The sequence below is a fragment of the Microcoleus sp. S13_C5 genome, from assembly GCF_036700845.1.
Lineage (GTDB): Bacteria > Cyanobacteriota > Cyanobacteriia > Cyanobacteriales > Microcoleaceae > Microcoleus.
Genome location: NZ_JAUBPR010000114.1, coordinates 1 through 21053 on the forward strand (window position 1 = coordinate 1; position 21053 = coordinate 21053).

Below are 21053 nucleotides of genomic sequence, written 5' to 3' on the forward strand. Positions count from 1 at the left end.
TTCAACGGAAAAACTTTGGGGTTCCCACTTTTCACAACTGATAAAAAAATTCCACCCACATCTGCGGAATGTGGGATGGAAAGTTTAACCTAAGTTTATTCCCGATGGAACTCAGATCCCACCGCAAAACATATATGATAAGAGTTGAGGGTGAAAATCCAAGATTAAGGCCTTATTTGGCTCGCCTAAAACGAAAAACTCTTTGTTCTTCTAAATTAAACAGCAAGTTGCTAAGATATTCAATTCAGTTACTAATTCACTATCTAAAATTTGCAGATGTTCCAGTTCCGTATCAAAATCAAAGAAATCATTTTCGCTTGTCTGCGATCACACTATAAGTTTATCATACCTTGATTCAGCAACGCCGGACAATAATATGTTAAGGCGGACAGGTAATTTGTTAACTGGACATCAATCTGTTATCAGTGACAAATAATTTGTTACTGTACAAGCACTTACAATACAACCCGTTGTATGAACGGGTTTTGAGTATGGACACAACTGGACTCGAACCAGTGACCCCTACGATGTCAACGTAGTGCTCTAACCAACTGAGCTATGCGTCCTCACGGATTCCTAATGTAGCAGAACATTCGATCGCCTGTCAAGCATAAATATGAGATTTTTTAAGCGGGCACTCTTGACATCGCCCCTAATGCCCAATCCCCCGCCAAATCTTCACAGTTCGATCGCCCGCACCGCTAGCCAAACTCCCCCCATCAGGACTAAACGCCACCGACAAAACTTCCCCCCCGTGGCCTGTCAGAATTTCCAGCAAACCCCCCGTACCCGCATCCCACAAATAAATCGTGCCATCCCGACTCCCCGTCGCCAAAACGCGACCATCAGGACTCAACGCCAGACACAAAACATCCCCAGAATTGTCCCTCATACTCCGCAACAGCGTCCCTCGCCCCTGTGCATCCACCCGCCACAACTTTGCTGTACCATCCCGACTCCCCGTCGCCAAAATCAATCCTTCTCCTACTCCCCCCCTTACCAAGGGGGGGCTGGGGGGGGTCGCAGCAAAAACGATCGCCCGCACCCAATCCCCGTGCTCTGCCAGAGTACAAATTGATCGACCATTTTGCCAATCCCACAACTGCACAGTCTTGTCCCGACTGCCGCTAGCCAAAAACTCCCCGCCAGCACTAAAAGCCACCGCCTCCACCCCGCCAGCGTGACCAGTCAAAGCCGACATCCGCTTTCCCTTATTCAAATTCCACAACTGCACAGTTTTGTCCCGACTGCCGCTAGCCAAAACCTGACCATCCCGACTAAACGCCACAGCAGAAACCCTGTCAGAATGACCAGCCAAAGCGTACCACCACTTACCCTTATTCAAATCCCAAATATGAATCATTTTGTCCCGGCCGCCACTAGCCAAAGTCGCGCCATCAGGACTAAACGCCACACCAGTCACCCAGTCAGAATGACCCGTAAGAGTGTACCACCGCTTACCCGCATCCAACTTCCACATCTCAATCGTTTTGTCCTCACTGCCGCTAGCTAAAGTCGCGCCATCAGGACTGAAAGCTACCGACGTGACAGCATTAGAATGCCCTACCAGAGTATGAACACACCTCCAAGTAGGCGCGCGTGCGGGTACAACCCGCTGCATCTGGGGCACAGGTATAATTGTGCCTGCAACCGTTGGCGGCACTGCATTCTGCACCACAGGCGTCCTCTGCGGCACGGGAATTGCCCTTGGCGCCGGAGTCGGAACCTGGGCCGCCGACTGCGGAGACTGCAAATCTTTCAATACCTCAGCTACAGATTTGTAGCGGCGACTGAGGCTTGGTTCGATCATTTTGTCGAGGATGCGACTTAATTTCGGATCAATTGGCACCTTCAAAAAATCTCGCCAAACCCAAGCATCTTGATTGATATCGAACAAATCAAAAGGAGATATTTGAGTCAGCAAATAAATGCAAGTTACTCCCAAACTATACAAATCACTGGCATAAACTGCTTGACCTCTAATTTGTTCCGGCGCGACGAATTCGGGAGAACCGATGACTGTACCGGTTTCTTTCAAACCCTCCACAACTTTTGCAGCACCAAAATCAACTAAAACTAATTCGCCGGTTAAGGTGGGGTAAGTATAAATGATGGGAGGTTGAGAAATGCGGCGCCGGATAATATTGGGCGGTTTAATATCTCGGTGAATTACACTGCGATCGTGCACAAACTGCAATACTGGCAATAAATCCTTCAGCAGACTGAGAATCTGACTTTCGCTGAAAGGCCCAGTCCGCGCCAACTCTTCCTGTAAATTTTGACCTTCTATAAATTCCTGTACCAAATACTGATAGCGTTCCTGCTGAAAGTGCGCCAGCAGTTCGGGAATTTGCGGGTGTTTCCCCAATTCGTCCAGTCGCACCGCTTCTCGGTTGAATAATTCTGCTGCTTTTTCGCTGCTGCTTGTACCTTGGGATAGGGGGAAAAACTGTTTAATTGCACAGCGCGGTTTTGAGGGTTTGTCTTGGTCTATTGCTAAAAAAGTGCGGCCGAAACCACCGCGCCCGAGGGGTTTAATGGCGCGGTAACGCTCTCTGAGCAACAGTTTGGAGCCGCAATTCAGGCAGAATTGGGTACGATCGGCATTTTGCGGGTTTTGACAGGCGGGGTTTAGGCAGTAACTCATAACTGAACCGAGAAGGAATCAGCAGCACATCTCTATGATACTGACGCCAAAGGCCGATCGACTCTCGCGTTACAATTATAGTCCTGGACGCACGGGCGACCAGAAACCGGGTTTTTAACCAAAATATTTGATTAAAACTTTCAATCTCGGTTCAAAACCCGGTTTCTTTGTTCGGGTGCCTAAGTCCTAAATTAGAAATTAAAGGACTGAAGTCCTTACTACAAACTGGTTAATAGTTATGACTTTAATCCTCATAATTTAAGATGTCGCTTTCACTTCCAGAGCATACTCTTTAAACCTTTCCAAGTCAGCCATAAGAGTCGATTCAACTACTCGCGCTAGAAATGAATTGTCCATCAATTTTGCCAGCCAGCCGGGAACTCCATAAGCTACCGTCAGTTTGACAATGCTGCTGTTTTTGCGAGCGTAAAATCTGATCGCACCCCGATTTGGCAAACCGTCTACCGATTCCCACTGAATTATCTGATTCGGCACTACTTTGAGAATCCGAGAAAGCCAGCTAAATTCTAACCCGCCAGTTGCGAGTTTCCAGCGCGACAATTCCGGGTCGTCTTCGAGAATGCGAACTGATTCGATCCACTTCATCCATCGCGGCATTTGCTCTAAGTCTGACCAGAGTTGCCACGCTAATTCGATGGGAACTGCTACTTCTATTTGGACGCTGTGTTCTAACCAATCAGTCATGCGATTTTAGATTTTAGATTTTAGATTTTAGATTGAAGAATTGTGTGTTTCTTGTTTTTCTGGTTCCCAGGCAGAGCCTGGTAACGCAGATGCTTTGGCTCTGTTTCGCGTTTTCTGTCTAAATACTGGAGGCGGAGTCTCCTGATAGGCATTCCCAGGCAGAGCCTGGGAACGAGAGAAAACGAGACAGGACTAATGACTAATGACTGTAAGCTTCGAGAATTGCCTTAGCCGCTTGATGGCCTGAAAGTGTCGCTCCTTCCATACTATCAATGTAGTCTTGCTGAGTGTAACTTCCTGCTAGAAAGAAATTGGCGATCGGCGTTTTTTGAGCTGGGCGGAAAACATCCATTCCCGGTGCTTCGCGATACAAAGATTGAGCCAGCTTAACTACACTATACCAAGTCATATTTAATTCCCGCGCTGACGGGAATAAATCCTGAACTTGCTTAAGTACGTGTTGGGCGATCGCCTCATTGCTTTGTTTGATAAACGGATCTCCCGGTGTCAGCACCAACTGCAACAGCGAACCTTTTCCTTCTTGATAATAATCCTTGGGACTTGTCAGCGCCAAATCTGCAAAACAAGAAAAATCTGCATCTGCTGAATATAGCAAATTATCGATTCCTACAGCGTGGCTCAACTGTTTGCGCTTAGCTTCGTCTTCCAGTTCCGTTACCCAACCGTCGAACCGCAATTGTACTGTAGCAACTGGCACCGCATCTAATTTATAAATGTTGTCAAATTCTGACCATTTGCGCCAAGCTGGGGGCAATATTTTCTGAATTCCTGGTACGTCGCAGGCGAAAACGTAAGCGTCTGCGGTAATATTTTCTTCGGTTTCGCCGTTAGCAACTACCAAGCCTGTCACGCGGGTTTCTTCGCCTTCTTCAAACTGAATTTCTCGGACTCTGCGCCGCGTGTAAATTTTTGCTCCTTTTTTTTCCAAATATTCCACAATTGGTTTGTGCAAATATTCGTTGGGAGAACCAGCTAGCATCCGCATGACAGAGGCTTCGGTTTTCGATGCAAAGAATTGAAATATTGTCAACATACACCGGGCAGAAATATTTTCAGTGTCGATAAAACCCAGTGCGTAGGCGATCGGATTCCACATTCTTTTGAGCGAGTTTTGGTTGCCACCTTGACTGCGGAACCAGTCAGCAAAGCTAACTTTATCCAAATCGCGGATAGTTTTCATTGCCCCGTCAAAGTCTATCAAACCTCGGACGATCGGGCTAGTTCCCAGGGCGATCGCATTTTGAATTTTGTCTTGTACGGATAGCTGGGATGTAGTAAAAAATGCCTTCAATCCGTGCAAAGGAGCACCCACGGGAAAGCGAAAATCTAAAGAACCAGTTTCGCCACCTCGATTAATAAAAGTGTGGACGTGTTCTTTGAGGAGCAAATCGTCAAAAGCTCCCACTTTTTTCATCAGGGCAAATAAGTTATAATAGCAACCGAAGAAGACGTGCAAACCCATTTCAACGTGATTGCCGTCTGGATCTACCCAACTGCCGACTTTGCCGCCGACAAAGGGGCGGGATTCAAAAATTTCTACTTCGTGGCCGGCCTCCACTAAATCGACTGCTGTGGTCATTCCAGCCAGTCCCGCACCTGCGATCGCAACCCGCATTTTATCTATCCTTTCCAGTATTTTTACAGATTGTAACAAATTTTAGAATTTCCGAAACATTCAAAGTTCATAAATGCCGATCGACACTTGTATAGCCCTCTGAATTCTGGCTAGGACATCGGCATTAAGTTGACCGTAAGGGCCTTGTTCTAGGAATGTCTGCCGCAAAGCAGAAACGTTTTCACATACAGCTAGAGAATCAGCTTGCAATCCTCCCTCACCCGCAGGAATCAAGACACGAGTAGGATTTTCTACTCCTGCAAGGTTACTGGTGAAAGGAACAACAATGACAGAATCAGTAAACTCGTTGCGGATATCGGGAGAAAGCACAACTACAGGTCTTTTTTTGGTATCTCCTAACTGACGCAAAGTCCTTGAAAGATAAATCTCACCTGGCGGGGATAAGTTTTTCGTGTTGAGTTAGAGTCCATCGCTGCTCCATGTTTCTTCTATCTGTTCCTCTACAAAATTAAACCACTCTTTTTCCTCCTCAATATCTTCTTGGCTGCGGTTTTGATAAAACTTACGCAACTTATCTTCGATTTGCTTAGCGTACCAGAGACGGAGAGCTTGCTCGATCGCCTCCGTCCAATTATCAGTAAGTTGGTCTATTTTATCAGCGAATTCAGCATCAATGGCGACTAACACTTCTCGCTTTTGAGTAGAATTTGACATAATCATTTTCCTTAATAATTAAAAAACTATGGTGCGCTGCGGCGCACCTTACAAATTACTTTTACCTCTTCCTTCTCAGAACAGTCAACAGTCAACAGTCAACAAACTTTAAAACATCGGCATCAACTGAAGCGGCCCAATTCCCAACTCTTTAGCAGACACCCAGCGCACCTCAAGCAAAGCGATCATATCCTTAAACTGAGGCTGACCGCGAGAAGCACCCATCAACCCTTTAGCAATAATCAAACCGCACCAACCGTTGGTTAATTTACAGCGACGGTCCCACTTCTTGCGAGCTTCCTGATGCACCGGATCGTCTTCATTAAACTCCCCAAACAAATACAGCTCCCCATTTTTAGTTTGCAAAATACCCAAGTCGTATTGCTCATCTTGAAAAGGATTTTCGCCCGGATTAAAACCAATCCCCTTCACGCCTCCAGCTTCTTTCAAATCCTGAATCATAGTTTTTGCCTTCGGATGAGAAGTTTGGATCATCACCACCGGCAAACCATCTCCGGCGGTATTAATATCAACTTCTGCACCTTGGTGAAACTGGACACTTTCGCGCAGGAACTCTACCGTTTCCCAAGGTACGGCGCCGAGACTCAAAAATGAATTTTGCGGCACCAAATCGTCCCGCAGCAGTGGTTTGTCAAATTCATCATCATCGTCATCATCGTCATCATCATCATCATCACCGAGCATCTGTAATAATTCGTCTGATACATCGGGCATCGTGGAAACTTTAACGGATACCTGTTGAATTTCTCCGTCAGGCTGCGGCACTGGGATGCGGTAGCGGCTGCTAAGACTGGGAAAAGTGTCTGACCCCAATTTCCGGCGACCGTTCCGGAAAAAGCGGTGAAATGCTTCGAGAGCAACTAACATCGTGAGGGCTTCTTCTTCGTAAAGAATCGATCGCAATCCTTCTAAAGGATGTAGGTTGCCGAAATTTGGTTCAATTTCCGATGGAGGCAAATCGGCTAAATCAATTTCTTCGTCGTCGTCCTCATCAATATCTCCAGCACTTTCAAAAGTAACAAACAAACAGTCTTGCCCTAAAAAAGCCTGTTCTAAATCTTCAAAAGATTCATCATTATTGACGACTCGTTCTCGAAACCGTTTCAAGGATTCTAGAGAACGGTACAGTAAAACTCCGTAATCCATTCTGCCTTGCCCCAATACGGACACGTAGAGGCTGCCGACATCCCACTGATTGATTTCAATAGATATAATTTGGTGTTCGCTCAAAGTCCGCCAGGGAGCATCTTGCCAAATTTGAGCAGCTTTTTCCATTAAAACTTCAGCATACTGAGGGGGCAACTCAGGAGGTCTGTTGATTGCGACCTCTTCCATGCCGCGAAATATTTCGTCAATTAGGGGCAATTCCGGCACGTAGTCAATGGAAATGCCTAAATCTTGAAGTACGCCCCGCAGATAAAATTGAATTTCTCGGTTTTTGACTACTATTTTTTGGGGGCGGACTGCGGGAGCCGGACTTTGGGGATGTTCCATTGCCCGTAGCAGGGCCCGGACGAGCGCCTCTGGGCCGGCATCTGGGCCTACCATGTCCATAGCCCTCACGACTCCTTCAGAGCCATCGACCCAGAGAATGCACTCGCCACCAGCTTCTAGAACGTCATCGTCATCTAGCATCATGTGTGAGTCAGCATTAGATAAGGGTCGGCGATCGCCCTCCCACACGCTGGGAATTTGAGGTAAGTTTTGTAGCCGACGAAGAGTAGTGCGATTCAGCGCTGCCATAGAGTAAGCCCGTTGGGTGAAGCATAGTTGCGGTGCCGGTAGCCGGTCAACCGCTGCTTATCAATCATAAACCCTATAGGGGGAGAGGACATCGAGCTTGGGAACGAGGCCCCACGGGAATTAAAAATTAGAAGGTAAAAATTGAGCCTTCAGCATCTAACCCAAGGCCTTCTGGCGAATGCCTGTACAATGGAGGAATAAGATTAAACTCTTAGTATTAGACAATCTCAGGAGTTCGGCAAATTATGACTCAAGCCACTTCACAAAAGCGCGGCATTCAAATGACGGACTCTGCTGTCCGTCAAGTTTTAGCTCTGAGAGAAAAACAAGGTAAAGACCTCTGCTTGCGGGTAGGGGTGCGCCAGGGCGGATGCTCTGGAATGTCTTACGTCATGGATTTCGCAGATCCCAGCACTGTGAAATCCGACGATGAAGTGTTCGACTACGACGGTTTTCAGGTAGTTTGCGATCGCAAGAGCATTCTTTATCTCTACGGTTTGGTTCTCGACTTCAGCGATGCTATGATCGGGGGCGGTTTTCAGTTTACTAACCCCAACGCAACTCAAACTTGCGGTTGTGGCAGTTCTTTTTCTACATAAATCGGAAAAAAGGGCATGGGGCAGAAAGTTGTTAACTGCCCCATGCCCTTTTCCGTGCAACATCCCAAATCTAAAATCTAAAATCGAATGACCCCTGAAGAATTGTTTAAAGACGGTTTCGATCGCTACCAAGCTGGCGAAGCCCCGGCTAATCTGATCCCCGTGTTTAAAGAAGTGTGCGAAAAAGCTCCCAAAAATGGCAATGCCTGGGCTAGCCTCGCGTGGCTCTACCTGTTGGAAAATAAACCTGCACCGGCTCAAAAGGCAGCGAAAACAGCCGTTAAATTGAACCCTCATGACCCCCAAGCTCGCATCAACCTAGCAGTAGCGATCCTCGATCTCAAAGAGAAAGGAGTGCGCCCCCATGTAGAAGTGGCTCAGCAATTACTGATGGCTTCCGAAGAGTTGCTCGACGAAGTTAAAAAAAATTTTGAAGAAGGATTAAAGAGAAAACCCGACTGGAAGAGTCTCGCCCGCGTTAAACAGTGGCTTCTGGAGCCGTAACCACGCAAACAAGTCGATTTTTGGGCGGGGATCGACGAAAGTGGCTTTGCGGTTTATTACGACATCGTAATAAATCAATAAATAACTTTATGGAAAACTCAGAAAGTCAGTGCTAGTATTTGAAAACTTAGACGATTCACAAACCCGCTCAGCGGTTTTCAGATTTTACTACGATAATACTAGGAGTTGTAAAAGCATGAGCACTGACAGCCACGTTAACATCAAACCCGCAACCCGCAACCACAAAGGTTTCTTTATTCAGCCAGCTTCTTACAAGTTGATGAGCATCGATAAATCCGGCTGGGCCTTGATTTGCATGGACAAAGCAGTTTGTCACTATGTAGACCCTGATGATTTGCAATTGCCGAATAAATCGGGAATGTCTGAAGGTTAATTCTGAAGTTTTGAGAGACTTTAAGATGCTTTATTTGAGTAGCTGCCCTCCCTGGAGGGCAGCATCTTTTTTTGGTTAGTTGACAGTTGACTGTCCCTTGCAGGGTGTGTCGCTGCGAGATTTTAGAGTCGATCAGTAGATTTTTGATGGAGGCGCCGCCTACGGTATCTAATGCTGTGGGTAACAGTTAAAATCAACCGGATTGGATGATTAAATTGCCCGTAGCTTGCGGGGCGGGACGCCATCGCCCTCGATTTTGATATCACGATCCACAACACATCAATTGAGGACACCGCACGGTTTCCCAACCCCAAAATAATCGATTTAATTGTAGGGATATGGCACTGCCCTGGGGAGCATCTCATATTTGTAAAAACACTTATTCTGGCTCCTTCGTTCTTCGTCTTTCCTTCTGCCTCCTGCCTCAAAACTTAGATTTCTAGCTTGGCTGCTTTCATTGAGATGCTCCCCTTACCTGTCCTGACTGTGGGTAATATTACAGCAGATTGCAGGCTTAGGGAGTAGAGTAGCGACAGAAAGTTTCATTTTTTTCGTTAATGTATAGCCTTTGGTGTACTCTACTTACTTGCAATCTGGTGTATATACCGTTTTGGAATAGCTTGCAAACAGTAGCCGATCGCGCTCAAAATAACGAAGTTACTTTATATGAATGGCTTGAATATTTTGAGCAGCTTTTAAAAGAGCCAGAAAAAATATTCAACTTATGGATTATTTTAGGCATTTACTTGATAGAGATGGTGGCAAAAATTTCCGCTAAGAAGCATATGAGATATTTCTAATAGGTGAGAAGGTTACTAACCATTTAGCGGCGGAAACCTTTAATAAGCTTGATGTAAATGGAGATGGTGAACTATCAAAAAAATATTTTTTGCAACAGGCTAAGGATTTCTTTTTCAATAATGATATTACCTTACCTAGAAATTGGCTATTGGGATTTTAGGAGCGATCGCAGGAAACACAGAAAGCGCTCAACTTGCCTAATAAACAAAAATTAAAATTATAAATAATATAACTCTTATATAGGTCTTAAGATCTCAGGTTATCGTTCAGGCGTTTGCCTGAACGGAAAAGAGGTGCGATCGCTAAATCAAGAGAGTTATACTACATCATACACTCCAAAATCATATTCCTCACGCCCCCCTATGAGCAACATCACCCGCAAATTCAGGCTCCGCACGGCGTTAGTAGTGCCCTTCGTTATGCAAATAATCGTCGCTGTTGGACTCGTCGGCTATCTTTCCTTCCGCAACGGACAGAAAGCAGTGAACAATATTGCCGCTCAGTTGCGGCGTGAAGTGATATCCCGCGTCCAAGTCCACCTAAAAAGTTACTTGGCGAAGCCTCATTTAATTCAGCAAATTCATATAAATACCATTCGCCAACAGTTACTTGACCCCAGTAATTTTGAGCAAATGGAGCGTTATTTTTGGCAACAAAGCCAATCACTGGATGCAAATATTGGAACCACTGCTTTTGCCAATACTAAAGGGGAATTTGTAGGTGCAAATAGGTCAGAGGGATACACAGTTGTAGCGAGTGAAGCAACGGGCCATGCTATCCGCAGATATGCAGTCAATAGTCAAGGCGATCGCCTCAAAATAATTCGCGAAAAATCCAATTATGATGCTCGGACTCGCGAGTGGTATAAAACTGCTGTCAAAACTGGTCGCCCGACTTGGAGCGCGATTGAACCCTCGGCATTAGGTAAAAGGCTCGATCTTTCAGCCATCTCCCCATTCTATGACGATACAGGAGGACTGATGGGTATTTTTGTTACCGATCTTTCCTTAGCACAAATTAGTGACTTCCTGCAAAGTTTCACAATTGGTAAATCAGGTAAGACTTTTATCATCGAACGCAACGGGCTTTTAGTAGCCAGCTCGACTATCAAAGAACCGTTTGAGTTCTCGGCTGATGGTAAAATTGAACGCATTCGCGCTGACAAAATTAGCGATAGTTTGACACAAAAAACCACTCAATATTTATTCAGTCGCTTTGGTAGCTTGAATCAAATTTATGCTCCTCAACAGATGGAATTTCTTCTAAATGGCAAGAAACAATTTTTGCTAGTTTCTCCTTTCAAAGATGAATCAGGTGTGTTAGATTGGTTAACGATTGTAGTCGTTCCAGAATCAGATTTTACAGCAGAGATTGATGCCAATACGCGCACTAGTATCCTGCTCTGTATGGCTACTTTAATTGTCGCAATTATTATCGGTATTCTCACCGCTCGCTGGATTACGCAGTCGATTCTTAAAGTTTCTCAAGCATCCGAAGAAATTGCTACAGGCAACTTAGAACAGCACGTTGAACCTACCAATATTATTGAAATCGAAAAGCTAGCAAATTCATTCAATAGCATGGCAAGACAACTCCAAGAATCTTTTACCACCTTAGAAAAGCAAAACCAAGAGTTAAAACAGCTAGATCAACTCAAAGACGAATTTTTAGCGAATACTTCTCACGAACTCCGTACTCCCCTCAACGGCATTATTGGCATCGCTGAATCCCTCATCGATGGTGCCACCGGAGATTTACCGCAAGCGACTCAAGCAAACCTAAATTTGATTGTCTCCAGCGGTCGCCGTCTAGCTAACCTAGTCAACGATATTTTAGACTTCTCTAAACTTAGACATAATAACTTAGAATTGCGGCTCCAGCCAGTAGATTTGCGCTCAGTTACTAATGTAGTTTTAACCCTTAGTCAACCCCTAGCTGCCCAAAAAAGTTTGACACTAATCAACTCTATTCCTGCGGAATTTCCGCCCGCAGAAGCAGACGAGGATCGCCTGCAACAAATACTGCATAACCTTATAGGCAATGCCATTAAATTTACCCCTGCTGGCACTGTTACAGTGTCAGCAGAAGTCTTAGAGTCCCTTCAAATCCCTTTGGCAACAGGGGAGCGAGTTTCTACTTTAGCTATTACCATATCAGACACAGGAATTGGAATTTCTGAAGATAAATTTGACCAAATATTTGAATCTTTTGAACAAGCAGAAGGCTCTACGGGTAGAGAATATGGCGGCACGGGACTAGGGCTAGCTGTAACGAAACAACTGGTGGAATTGCACGGGGGTGAAGTTAATGTTAAATCTCAAGTGGGAATAGGTTCGCAATTTACTTTTACCTTGCCCGCCTCTACTGGCAAAGCTGAATCTAAGCCGCAGATGGCTGCTATCAAAATTATCCAAAATCTCGAACTACCTACCTCAGTAACTCGTCCCAACTTAAACGAGATTATTAGTAATGAAAAACTGTTCAAAGTTTTGATTGTCGATGACGAACCTATTAATCGCCAGGTACTAATCAACCATCTATCCCTGTACAATTATGCCATTACAGAAGCTAGTAATGGACACGAAGCTTTAGCAGCAATGGAAAATGGTTTTATCCCTGACTTGATTTTACTGGATTTGATGATGCCGCAAATGACTGGTTATGAAGTATGTCAAAAAATCCGCGATCGCTTCCCTGCTTATGAACTGCCTATTGTTATGCTCACTGCTAAAAATCAAGTGGCAGATATCGTAGAGGGATTTGAATCAGGCGCGAATGATTACTTGTCTAAGCCAATTCAAAAACAAGAAATGCTGGCCAGAATCCGAACTCATATATCGATTACCCAACTAACTTTAGCTTATGGACGATTTGTGCCGCGTAATTTTTTGAAATTTTTAGAAAAGGAAAGCATTATTGATGTCCAAATCGGCGATCAAGTTCAGCAAGAAATGACGGTAATGTTTTCTGACATTCGCTCATTTACAACTTTATCGGAAGCAATGTCTCCTCAAGAAAACTTTAATTTTCTCAACTCTTATCTTAGTCAAGTTAGCCCAGTCATTCGCCAGCATAAAGGCTTTATTGATAAATATATTGGTGATGCGATTATGGCTTTGTTTCCTGAGTCGGCTAATGATGCAGTGCAAGCTGCGATCGCCATGCAGAAACAAGTAGCCCTTTACAACGAGCAACGCCAACAACAAGGTGATGTTCCTATCGCTATAGGAATTGGCTTGCATACAGGCAATTTAATGCTAGGAACCATCGGCGAATCAGAACGCATGGAAACCACCGTCATTGCTGATGCTGTCAATTTAGCTTCTCGTTTGGAAGGCTTAACTAAGCTCTATGGAGCCGGAATTTTAATCAGCCATAACACCCTGTGTTGTCTTGAGTATTATCAAGAACAATGCTTCCGCTTTTTAGATAGAGTGATGGTGAAAGGGAAAAAGTCTGCCGTTGCTGTCTTTGAAGTTTATGATGGCGATCCTCCAGAACAAAAGCGATTAAAGACACAAACTCAGGCACAGTTTGAAGTGGCGGTGTTTCTCTACTATCAACAACAATTTCAGGAGGCACAGGGAATTTTTCAGGAAGTTTTACAAATCAATCCGTACGATAAAGCTACGATGGTTTATATCAAGCGATGTGAAAAGTATCAACAGTATGGAACCCCGGAGGGATGGGAAGGTATGGAAGCTTTAAATGAGAAGTAAAAGTAGAAGTAGGTACTTAATGGACACTCGCAGCTTAGGGAGTTTTGGTTGATGGGGAGAAATAAAGTTATGAGCGTTACCAAAACAGTCTGCCAAAAATTCCGTCTCCGCACTACGCTTGTGGTGCCTTTCGTGCTGCAAATTGTCGCTGCTGCTGGTTTAGTTGGCTATCTTTGTTTTCACAGTAGTCAAAAAGCTATTCTCCCTCTTCGGTCACTCTCCGAGTATTAAAATGCTGATGACTCAAACTGCTGTCCCTACCCTGCAAGAGAGCCACAAAACTGAAACTGCCCGTGATATTTTTAGATACTTTGAATCGCACAATTTACAATAATGTGCAGCGGAGGAATTCAAAGAAAAGTCTAACCCTGGTTATTGCCAACTACGCCGATCGCAATATTAGCATCAGCCGACAGCACGAAGAAACCCTAGTAGTAAGTAACGGTGGGCAAGTTAAACGCATCGACACGTCGGATTTTGTCGATCGCCAATTTCAAGAAGATCCTAGCTAAATTCAAGAGAGGAAGATGAGGCGGTTTCATTCGGCGGTTGAAACCGCTTCTACCCAATCTCTCGTCCGCCGGCCCGGACTAATAGATTCCCAATTAGTTAATTAGATTTGAACGCAAAAAGCATCTCCAACTCAGCAGTTGTCGGTTGTGTAGAAGCTGTGGCTACGCTAACTCCTCGGAGAGAATTTAGCAATTCAGCGGCGGGCGGCGAAAGTAAATGTGGCTGTACTGCGAGCAAATATTGGTTAGCCCAAGACATGGTTTTTTCCATATCTATGTAAAAGTAACCTTGGTTAGCCCGCGGTAAAGAAGTAGCGATCGCCTGAAAACTCGGACTGCTGCTTAGTGGCTGGGGCGGCGTCGAAGTAATCACATCAACTAAAGGCCCGCCGAAAGCTACAAACACAGAATTTTCATTCAGCCAACCGTGCCCGAATAAAGTGCCTTGCTGGGGTATTTGCCACTCGGTAACTTCTTTGCCTTGAACTTGTCTGGGGGCGACGCTGACTGTAGGATTGCTTTTGGCGATCGCATCGAGTTTTTTCAGAGTTGCTTCGGCAGCAGGGCGATCGCTCGTTTCAAAAATCATCGCCGCCCCCATCCCCAACTGAGACAAAATCCCTTGATTGGAACCGATCGCCCCGATCGCAAATTCCCCATTCATCCAACCAAAAACATCTCGATCTGCATCCAAATCCAAGCGTTTAAAACTATCCCTCACCTGCTGAACTCCCCTGTCAATTTCCGGGCTATCTTTTGCCTCTGCGGTTGCTTGCGACCAAATTTGATCGAGTCTCTTACCGCCGACTAAAGCAATAGTTTCGCCGGGAAATCTGGGTAACAATTTTGAGGGGACTTGTGGATTTTGGTGGACGAATTTAGGGTCTAACTGAGCGATAGTTTTTACCCTCAATCCAGCACTATCCGCCCCAATTCCCGCCACCAAAGACTTAACTTGTTTGAACTGGGAAAACACTGTCCAAGGCAACTGGATATCTGCGGGCAAATTAGCTTTCAATTGCTCAATTGCAGCAGGATAGTCAGCAATATAAACAGTTGCGATCGGATTTTTGACACCAGCACTCTCTGCAAAAAACTTCGTTGTACTCTGCTGCGTAGCGAGGGAGGGTTCTCCTTTAAAAGTATCGATCGCCAATTCCACAGGTTTTTTCAAAGGAGCCATCACTAATTGGTCGTTCAGCAAAGCTACACTGTAGCGCTTGCCAGTTGGCTCTGCAATCTCATAAATTTTAACTCCTTTATACTCGGTTTCTTGAGTTGTTGCACCGGGCTGAGATTTTAATTTATTCGCAAAATTCCAAGCACTAATTTTATTTTTGACGCTGACTACTACCAGCAGTTTTGGAGGCTCTGTATTCGTCACAGCATCAGGGGGTAGCAAAGCGACCATCACCCCCCCTAACCAAGGCTTTAAGTCCCTGTCAAAGTCGATTTGAGTACCTGCCAAGCTTTGTTCTTGAAAGGCCTTCAAACCCTGACCGATCAACTTTTGAGCCCCTGGCGTGCCAAATCGCTGCAATTGTGACAACGCTTGGGGATTGGGGGAGATAAACGCGGCCATCATTGCTTCGTCGGGTACAACTTTGGCGCTGTCTTGAGGGTTGGATACTTGTTGGCTCAAACCCTGGAAGTAAAAGTAGACCGCAGCGCTACCTGCTGCGGCGATAGAGGCAGCAATTAGAAGCTTTGATTTTTTTGCAGGCATGGTTTGTTTTCCTCGCGTCCCATATCAGTTTAATCAAAATACAGAAAGCTTGTGGGGAGGCGATCGAGGCTGCTGTTTATTTTTGTATAATTCAAAACAAGTTTGGACGATCGTCTAAACTGCTAGAACTGTGCATTATTGGTAAAAGATGAAAGTAGCGATCGCGGGAGCAACGGGATTTGTAGGTAGTCGGCTGGTGGAGAAGCTGCAAGCTGCGGGACATCAAGTTGTGGTTTTGAGCAGGGATGCGGCGAAGGCTGGGCGAGTTTTTCCGGCTTCAGCTTATCCGAATTTGGAAGTTGTCGCCTACACTCCTGCGGAGTCTGGTGATTGGCAAAAGTCGATCGCGGGCTGCGACGCTGTTGTCAATTTAGCTGGGGTTCCGATTGCGGAGGAAAGGTGGACGGAGGCGCGCCAGCAGGCAATTCTGGACAGTCGCAGACTGACGACGGCAAAATTGGTGGAGGCGATCGTCAATGCTAATCCTAGACCATCTGTGTTTGTTAGCGCATCGGCGATCGGCTATTACGGAACCAGCGAAACCGCTGAGTTTGACGAAACTAGCCATGCGGGAAACGATTTTTTAGCAACAGTGTGCAAAGACTGGGAAGCAGCCGCCCAACCTGCAAAAAATGCGGGAACGCGGTTAGCAATTTTGCGGCTGGGGATAGTTTTGGGAATGGGAGGCGCGTTGGCAAAAATGCTGCCAGCTTTTAAACTATTTGCAGGCGGGCCGCTGGGCACTGGGAAACAGTGGTTTTCTTGGGTTCATCGCGAGGATGTGGTTGATTTAATTCTGTATGCTTTGCAAAATTCGCAAGTTCAAGGCGTTTTGAATGCGACGGCACCGAATCCGGTGCGGATGAATGAATTGTGTCAAACTTTAGGGGAAGTTTTAAAGCGACCTTCTTGGTTGCCGGTGCCAAGTTTTGCTTTAGAATTGCTGTTGGGAGACGGGGCAAAAGTTGTTTTGGAAGGGCAGAAAGTGTTGCCTAAACAAACTTTAGCTAGCGGTTTTCAATATCAATATCCGACGCTAAAATTAGCACTCGAAGAGATTTTATCGAGAAGTTAGGAACCTACGGAATCGAACCCGCCGAATAGAATTCGGATGCTCCACAAACAAAGTCCGCAAAGGCGGACTGGAAGAAAATCCCTAGTTACCAGGCTCTGCCTGGTAACGCAGTTCCAGAGGCTCTGCCTCGCTTTTGCCGAAAGCAGATGAACAATCAAGAAATAGCAACCGCATTTAAAGTTCCTGCAGAACTCCCATTTCTTCAAGCTATCTGCTGGCAAATTGCTGATGTCAAAAAATTGAGTTTCAAGGAAATGCTATGCCGCTACGAATCCGGCTGGCATTATTGGGGAGTGTTGGGAAAACCTAGCTTTGAGGAACTGGCTTTTATTCAAGCAATTAGTCAACAGCATCAATCTTGGTTAATAGCGGAACTGGGAAGCAGTGGCTCGCCAAAAACTCCCGAAAATTGGGTAAGTTCTCAAGCAATGTTTAAACGCGAAATTCATCAAAAGATATTAACTGTACTCAGCCATTTGAATGTCGAATTTCTACAGGAATGTCGGGCGTATTTTGGCGGAGGAACGTTGGTAAGTATGGAACACGGAGAATATCGGTTGAGCCAGGATATTGACTTTATGTGTCCGATGGATGATGGCTACCGTCTCCTGCGCCGAAAAGTTGCCGAAGGAGGCTATGATGCTATTTTTGCTAGTCGCGATTCCCTTGGGGATAGCTTCGCTTCACGCATTGTTCTCCCGAACGATATTCAAGCCAACCAGTATGGGATAAGATTTCCTGTTATTGTTGACGGCACTACTATTAAATTCGAGATGGTTTGTGAAGGGCGAATTGAGTTTGGCGAACCAAATTATCCAAATTGGTCGCCTGTTCCTTGTTTGAATCAAATTGATAGTATAGCAGAAAAGCTTTTGGCAAATGCCGATCGATGGCCGAGCGATCGGGTAAATTCTAGAGATTTAATCGACTTGGCTATGCAAAGGTTAGCGACTCCGATTCCCCAAAGGGCGATCGACAAAGCGGAAGCAGCTTATCAAGTTATGGAACCACTCGATCGAGCGATTCAGTATTTCCAAGATCGTCCCGATTATCGGGAAAAATGCTATGAGGTTTTGAGTATCGCAGAGCCAAATAAAGTTATTGACGGTATCGATTTACTAGCTCAGGATTTAGGCCGGGAAATAACAGTCAGGACATTTAGCGAGACTATTTCCTCATTCCCAGGCCGGCTTGAAGATTAGATGCTTAGATGTTGGATTTGGTATTGCTCTCCTTCCAGGCAGAGCATGGCAACCTGAGATTTCCTGTTTAAATTATCACCTGATCGCAATAATGGTGTCAAGATAAAAATCTTAATACTCATCTACAAACTGCTCGTGAACCCACAGAAATTCGCGGCGTCTGTTCTGCACCCGCACCAAACCACCAAAACCAGGATCTTTTGCTTTTAGCAGGGCGTGTAATTCTCGCAAAATCGAGCCTTGGGCGCGGATGGCTGCTTCGCCCTGTTGCCAATCCGGGGCATCACTTTCGGTAGACAAATTAGTCGCTAAATCGCTTCCTTTCAAGGTAGACTCGATGCTTTTTTGTCCTAAATCGAGTCCCTCTTCAATCCCTTTGAAAGTGGCATCATCTAGCATGAACTTAGCTGCGGAATTCGCGACAGGTAAGACTAGACTCAGGGTTCCGCTCAAAATTTTGAGATAGGGGGCTGCTTTGGTAAACCATTGGCGCGACACTTCCAATTCATAAACTCCCTTTTTCTTGTCGTTAGGATTTAAGGCTGGAAGCGGTTGACGAGAGTGTTCGCACCAGAGGGTAATTTGCAATTTTGTCCTTATCCATTTTGGGCTATCGAAAAACTTCGGATCGACGGGCTTGAAACTGAACAGGCGCGGGCCATCTTTCGCTTCATCGGTGAACATTTGCATCAGTGACGCAAATTCCTCATCGACTTTGCTGAGAATGATCCGCTGCTCCTGAGACAATGACTGAAAGCGTTCTTGACCTCGACGATCGACAATCACTAAATCTTTGCGGATAATTTTTAGCTCGTCTTTGACAATATTTCGGAACTGCTGAATGCCGATTTTTGGCGATGAGGGTTGAGCAGTCGGCGCGTTATTCAGCAGATGATCGATGTTTTGCCATTCACCACAGCCGGAAATCGGACATGGATACTCATGACGATTCTTCTTTTTGCTCTCAATTAGTTTCTCAACCTCAAATAGCCCGTTTCCAGGCGAATTCATACCGCAGGTCGCAATGCAGGGAACCATCACATTACATCGCAATCCTTCCCAGAAATTCTCGACTAGCCATTTAATCTCTTCCGTGAGATAAGACAAGAACCGTTCTGGATAAGCCGCCCGCACGGTAATTTTTACATCGGTGTCCACATATTCCAGCAAAGCCCGACCGTTGTAGTCGTTATCAAGCATCAAACCCCGTTGCCAATGGATACTTTTTTCGTAATTGCAGCGCCCCACTGAGTATTTGTGCAAGCGCACAATCAACTGGTAAAACAATCCTTCTGCTACTGCAAGTTGTCCTCGATCGTCCACAATCCGGCAGATTTGCACTTGTTGTCTGTCTCCGGCTTCCGGTTGCTCTCCCCAATTGGGCAATTCCGGGCGTGTATCGCGTACAAGTTGAGCAATCAAGCTGGTATTGCTGGGTTTAGCTGGGTCGAGCACGACGCGGTAGGACAAATCGAAGCGTTCCATCAGCTTGAGAAAGATGGGATGTAGTTCTTGCGGGTAGCCGTCCTCGCCTGGAAACGGGGGATTGCTCCATAATTCGCCCAGATGCTCAAAATCTACTAAACCGTTGCGGCGGCGGGTTGTTTCATCATCGAGTACGAAGCTGATTGCCTTTGCTAGCCAATCGGGTTTGAGGATGACGAGATCCCGCAGTATTGGATCGTAATGGTAATGGATGATCTGCCCCAAGGTATGGGAAATGCGAAGGAAAAGTTCTGCTTGTTCTTTATCGATTCCGTGTTGAGCGCAGATGGCAAGGACATCATTGTAGGGCAGATAGGCTTTGTCGTTTGTCTGCAAGATTTCCCGCACTCGCTGCCACTTGGCGGGAACGGAACGTCCCATTTCGGGAAGAGATGCGGCGACACTAGCAATCTTTTGTTTTAATTCTGCCAGCCCGGTGCAGGAGTTCTGAAGGTCAGGTTTGCTGTCTATATGGAAGAAGTCAAGCACCGTATCGCTGCCGAATCGATCCTGAATTTCCTGTCTGTCAATGTCGGGTTGTCGCTGTGCGGGGCCGCCGTGGGTGGCGACTACTAGCACCTTGGCATCCGGTGCGCGATGCTTGATTAGGGTAATCCACTCTTTGACAAAGCCCTGCTGGGGACCTTCCCGCGGCTTCCACACCACCAGATACACGGCTGGTGTACTGAAAAACAACTGGTGTGTCGATCGATAAACCGGTTGACCGCCAAAATCCCAACCATTGAGTGATATTTGTGTGCCACTGTCGGCATGGGTGAGGATAACTGGTTTAATTTCAATGCCGTGAGTGGTGGGACGACTTTCTAGCCATTCATCCTCGCGCAATGCTCCCAACAGACAACTTTTGCCCACCTCGCCTTCACCAATCAAAATCAGCTTAGCTTCATTCAGGGTGATCTTTGCTTCTGCCTTTGCCCGCAGGTATTGCAAGACGGCTTCAGTGCCTTGCTCATAGGCAGCAGCGAGGTCAGGATTGAGAGGGTTGTTTTGGAGGTAAAGCTCTTGCAAATGGGTGAGGGAGGCGATCGCCTCCGGTAGTTCCCTAAGTTGATTGTTGTAAAGGAAAAGCGTTTCCAACCAGGTGAGGGAGGCGATCGCCTCTGGCAGTTCCCTCAGTTGGTTGCGGGAGAGGTCAAGTAGTTGCAACTGGGTTAGCGAGGCGATCGCCTCTGGCCGCTCCCTCAGTTGATTGTTTCGGAGGTTAAGCAGTTCCAACTGGGTGAGGGAGGCGATCGCCTCTGGCAGTTCCGTCAGTTGGTTGTTGCCGAGGTCAAGCCATTGCAACTGGGTGAGAGATGCGATCGCCTCTGGCAGTTCCGTCAGTTTGTTGTTGTTGAGGTAAAGCTTTTGCAACTGGGTGAGAGAGGCGATCGCCTCTGGCAGTTCCGTCAGTTTCAGATTACTAAGATCGAGTGTTATTGCTCCCTCTTGCTGCGCCTGTTCAATGCGCTGCCGTGCTTCCCGATCGCCCTCAGTTTCTAACATTGCCAATTCCTTGTTTGGATTTTTGTATATAAGTAGTCAAACAAAATTAATTACACAAACAACTAATATGATATAATAAAAAATATCAAGTTGTGTTCAAAGA

17 protein-coding genes, 1 tRNA gene and 1 pseudogene are annotated in these 21053 nt (G+C 45.9%); 10 read left to right on the plus strand and 9 right to left on the minus strand.

Annotated elements, in window-relative coordinates; all coding sequences use genetic code 11:
* Positions 1-73: 73 nt before the first annotated feature.
* Positions 74-338, plus strand: a pseudogene (locus tag QUA04_RS23235) (IS1 family transposase); the annotation flags it as partial.
* Positions 339-492: 154 nt separating this feature from the next.
* Here the strand turns inward: QUA04_RS23235 and QUA04_RS23240 are convergent.
* The 7 genes from QUA04_RS23240 to QUA04_RS23270 all read right to left on the minus strand — a co-directional run bounded on the left by QUA04_RS23240 (position 493) and on the right by QUA04_RS23270 (position 7427).
* Positions 493-566: transfer RNA gene (locus tag QUA04_RS23240), tRNA-Val, on the minus strand.
* Positions 567-652: 86 nt separating this feature from the next.
* Positions 653-2647 carry a protein kinase domain-containing protein gene (locus QUA04_RS23245; protein WP_333261319.1) on the minus strand — a complete coding sequence of 665 codons (1995 nt, stop codon included), beginning with the start codon at positions 2645-2647 and terminating at the stop codon, positions 653-655.
* Between the two features lie 258 nt (positions 2648-2905).
* The gene (locus QUA04_RS23250) at positions 2906-3352 is read right to left on the minus strand and encodes an SRPBCC family protein (RefSeq protein ID WP_333261322.1); all 447 of its coding nucleotides are present in this window, start codon (positions 3350-3352) and stop codon (positions 2906-2908) included.
* A 199-nt stretch (positions 3353-3551) separates the two neighbouring features.
* Positions 3552-4988 (minus strand): 9,9'-di-cis-zeta-carotene desaturase, encoded by a 1437-nt coding sequence (zds, locus tag QUA04_RS23255; protein WP_333084809.1) that lies wholly within the window; start codon positions 4986-4988, stop codon positions 3552-3554.
* A gap of 60 nt (positions 4989-5048) precedes the next feature.
* Complete coding sequence (locus QUA04_RS23260; protein ID WP_333261325.1) at positions 5049-5357, minus strand: type II toxin-antitoxin system PemK/MazF family toxin; 309 nt, start codon at positions 5355-5357, stop codon at positions 5049-5051.
* Positions 5358-5408: 51 nt separating this feature from the next.
* Positions 5409-5663, minus strand: coding sequence for a hypothetical protein (locus QUA04_RS23265; protein ID WP_333261327.1), 255 nt, complete (start codon positions 5661-5663; stop codon positions 5409-5411).
* Positions 5664-5771: 108 nt separating this feature from the next.
* Positions 5772-7427 carry a DUF6930 domain-containing protein gene (locus tag QUA04_RS23270; protein ID WP_333261330.1) on the minus strand — a complete coding sequence of 552 codons (1656 nt, stop codon included), beginning with the start codon at positions 7425-7427 and terminating at the stop codon, positions 5772-5774.
* Between the two features lie 245 nt (positions 7428-7672).
* Here QUA04_RS23270 and QUA04_RS23275 point away from each other — a divergent pair, with 245 nt between their 5' ends.
* The 7 genes from QUA04_RS23275 (at position 7673) to QUA04_RS23305 (ending at position 13956) form a co-directional block, all read left to right on the plus strand.
* Positions 7673-8026 carry a HesB/IscA family protein gene (locus tag QUA04_RS23275; RefSeq protein ID WP_172187584.1) on the plus strand — a complete coding sequence of 118 codons (354 nt, stop codon included), beginning with the start codon at positions 7673-7675 and terminating at the stop codon, positions 8024-8026.
* 87 nt (positions 8027-8113) lie between these two features.
* Positions 8114-8530: a tetratricopeptide repeat protein gene (locus QUA04_RS23280; protein WP_333070877.1), complete on the plus strand. Its 417-nt coding sequence runs from the start codon at positions 8114-8116 to the stop codon at positions 8528-8530.
* 196 nt (positions 8531-8726) lie between these two features.
* A complete protein-coding gene (locus QUA04_RS23285) occupies positions 8727-8924 on the plus strand; it encodes a hypothetical protein (RefSeq protein WP_006632682.1) in 198 nt (65 codons plus the stop codon).
* Between the two features lie 620 nt (positions 8925-9544).
* Positions 9545-9724, plus strand: coding sequence for a hypothetical protein (locus QUA04_RS23290; RefSeq protein ID WP_333261333.1), 180 nt, complete (start codon positions 9545-9547; stop codon positions 9722-9724).
* A 363-nt stretch (positions 9725-10087) separates the two neighbouring features.
* Positions 10088-13444 carry a response regulator gene (locus QUA04_RS23295; protein WP_333261337.1) on the plus strand — a complete coding sequence of 1119 codons (3357 nt, stop codon included), beginning with the start codon at positions 10088-10090 and terminating at the stop codon, positions 13442-13444.
* Positions 13445-13513: 69 nt separating this feature from the next.
* Complete coding sequence (locus QUA04_RS23300) at positions 13514-13675, plus strand: hypothetical protein (RefSeq protein WP_333261340.1); 162 nt, start codon at positions 13514-13516, stop codon at positions 13673-13675.
* 62 nt (positions 13676-13737) lie between these two features.
* On the plus strand, positions 13738-13956 hold the full coding sequence (locus QUA04_RS23305; RefSeq protein ID WP_333261342.1) for a hypothetical protein: 219 nt from the start codon (positions 13738-13740) through the stop codon (positions 13954-13956).
* 97 nt (positions 13957-14053) lie between these two features.
* On the opposite strand, the gene QUA04_RS23310 is transcribed toward QUA04_RS23305, so the two are convergent.
* Positions 14054-15682, minus strand: a complete 1629-nt coding sequence (locus QUA04_RS23310) for a DUF3352 domain-containing protein (protein WP_333261345.1) — start codon at positions 15680-15682, stop codon at positions 14054-14056.
* Between the two features lie 148 nt (positions 15683-15830).
* Here QUA04_RS23310 and thyD point away from each other — a divergent pair, with 148 nt between their 5' ends.
* A complete protein-coding gene (gene thyD, locus QUA04_RS23315; protein ID WP_333261349.1) occupies positions 15831-16757 on the plus strand; it encodes a thylakoid membrane protein ThyD in 927 nt (308 codons plus the stop codon).
* A gap of 146 nt (positions 16758-16903) precedes the next feature.
* Positions 16904-17959: a nucleotidyl transferase AbiEii/AbiGii toxin family protein gene (locus tag QUA04_RS23320; protein WP_333261353.1), complete on the plus strand. Its 1056-nt coding sequence runs from the start codon at positions 16904-16906 to the stop codon at positions 17957-17959.
* A 111-nt stretch (positions 17960-18070) separates the two neighbouring features.
* Here the strand turns inward: QUA04_RS23320 and QUA04_RS23325 are convergent, their stop codons facing one another.
* Positions 18071-20950 (minus strand): COR domain-containing protein, encoded by a 2880-nt coding sequence (locus QUA04_RS23325; protein ID WP_333261356.1) that lies wholly within the window; start codon positions 20948-20950, stop codon positions 18071-18073.
* Positions 20951-21053: the final 103 nt, after the last annotated feature.

Bases quoted from the DNA above. Each gene is read 5' to 3' on its own strand.
- QUA04_RS23245 (WP_333261319.1), bottom strand. From the start codon at position 2,647: ATGAGTTACTGCCTAAACCCCGCCTGTCAAAACCCGCAAAATGCCGAT.
- QUA04_RS23250 (WP_333261322.1), bottom strand. From the start codon at position 3,352: ATGACTGATTGGTTAGAACACAGCGTCCAAATAGAAGTAGCAGTTCCC.
- zds (WP_333084809.1), bottom strand. From the start codon at position 4,988: ATGCGGGTTGCGATCGCAGGTGCGGGACTGGCTGGAATGACCACAGCA.
- QUA04_RS23265 (WP_333261327.1), bottom strand. From the start codon at position 5,663: ATGTCAAATTCTACTCAAAAGCGAGAAGTGTTAGTCGCCATTGATGCT.
- QUA04_RS23270 (WP_333261330.1), bottom strand. From the start codon at position 7,427: ATGGCAGCGCTGAATCGCACTACTCTTCGTCGGCTACAAAACTTACCT.
- QUA04_RS23275 (WP_172187584.1), top strand. From the start codon at position 7,673: ATGACTCAAGCCACTTCACAAAAGCGCGGCATTCAAATGACGGACTCT.
- QUA04_RS23280 (WP_333070877.1), top strand. From the start codon at position 8,114: ATGACCCCTGAAGAATTGTTTAAAGACGGTTTCGATCGCTACCAAGCT.
- QUA04_RS23285 (WP_006632682.1), top strand. From the start codon at position 8,727: ATGAGCACTGACAGCCACGTTAACATCAAACCCGCAACCCGCAACCAC.
- QUA04_RS23295 (WP_333261337.1), top strand. From the start codon at position 10,088: ATGAGCAACATCACCCGCAAATTCAGGCTCCGCACGGCGTTAGTAGTG.
- QUA04_RS23300 (WP_333261340.1), top strand. From the start codon at position 13,514: ATGAGCGTTACCAAAACAGTCTGCCAAAAATTCCGTCTCCGCACTACG.
- QUA04_RS23310 (WP_333261345.1), bottom strand. From the start codon at position 15,682: ATGCCTGCAAAAAAATCAAAGCTTCTAATTGCTGCCTCTATCGCCGCA.
- thyD (WP_333261349.1), top strand. From the start codon at position 15,831: ATGAAAGTAGCGATCGCGGGAGCAACGGGATTTGTAGGTAGTCGGCTG.
- QUA04_RS23320 (WP_333261353.1), top strand. From the start codon at position 16,904: ATGAACAATCAAGAAATAGCAACCGCATTTAAAGTTCCTGCAGAACTC.
- QUA04_RS23325 (WP_333261356.1), bottom strand. From the start codon at position 20,950: ATGTTAGAAACTGAGGGCGATCGGGAAGCACGGCAGCGCATTGAACAG.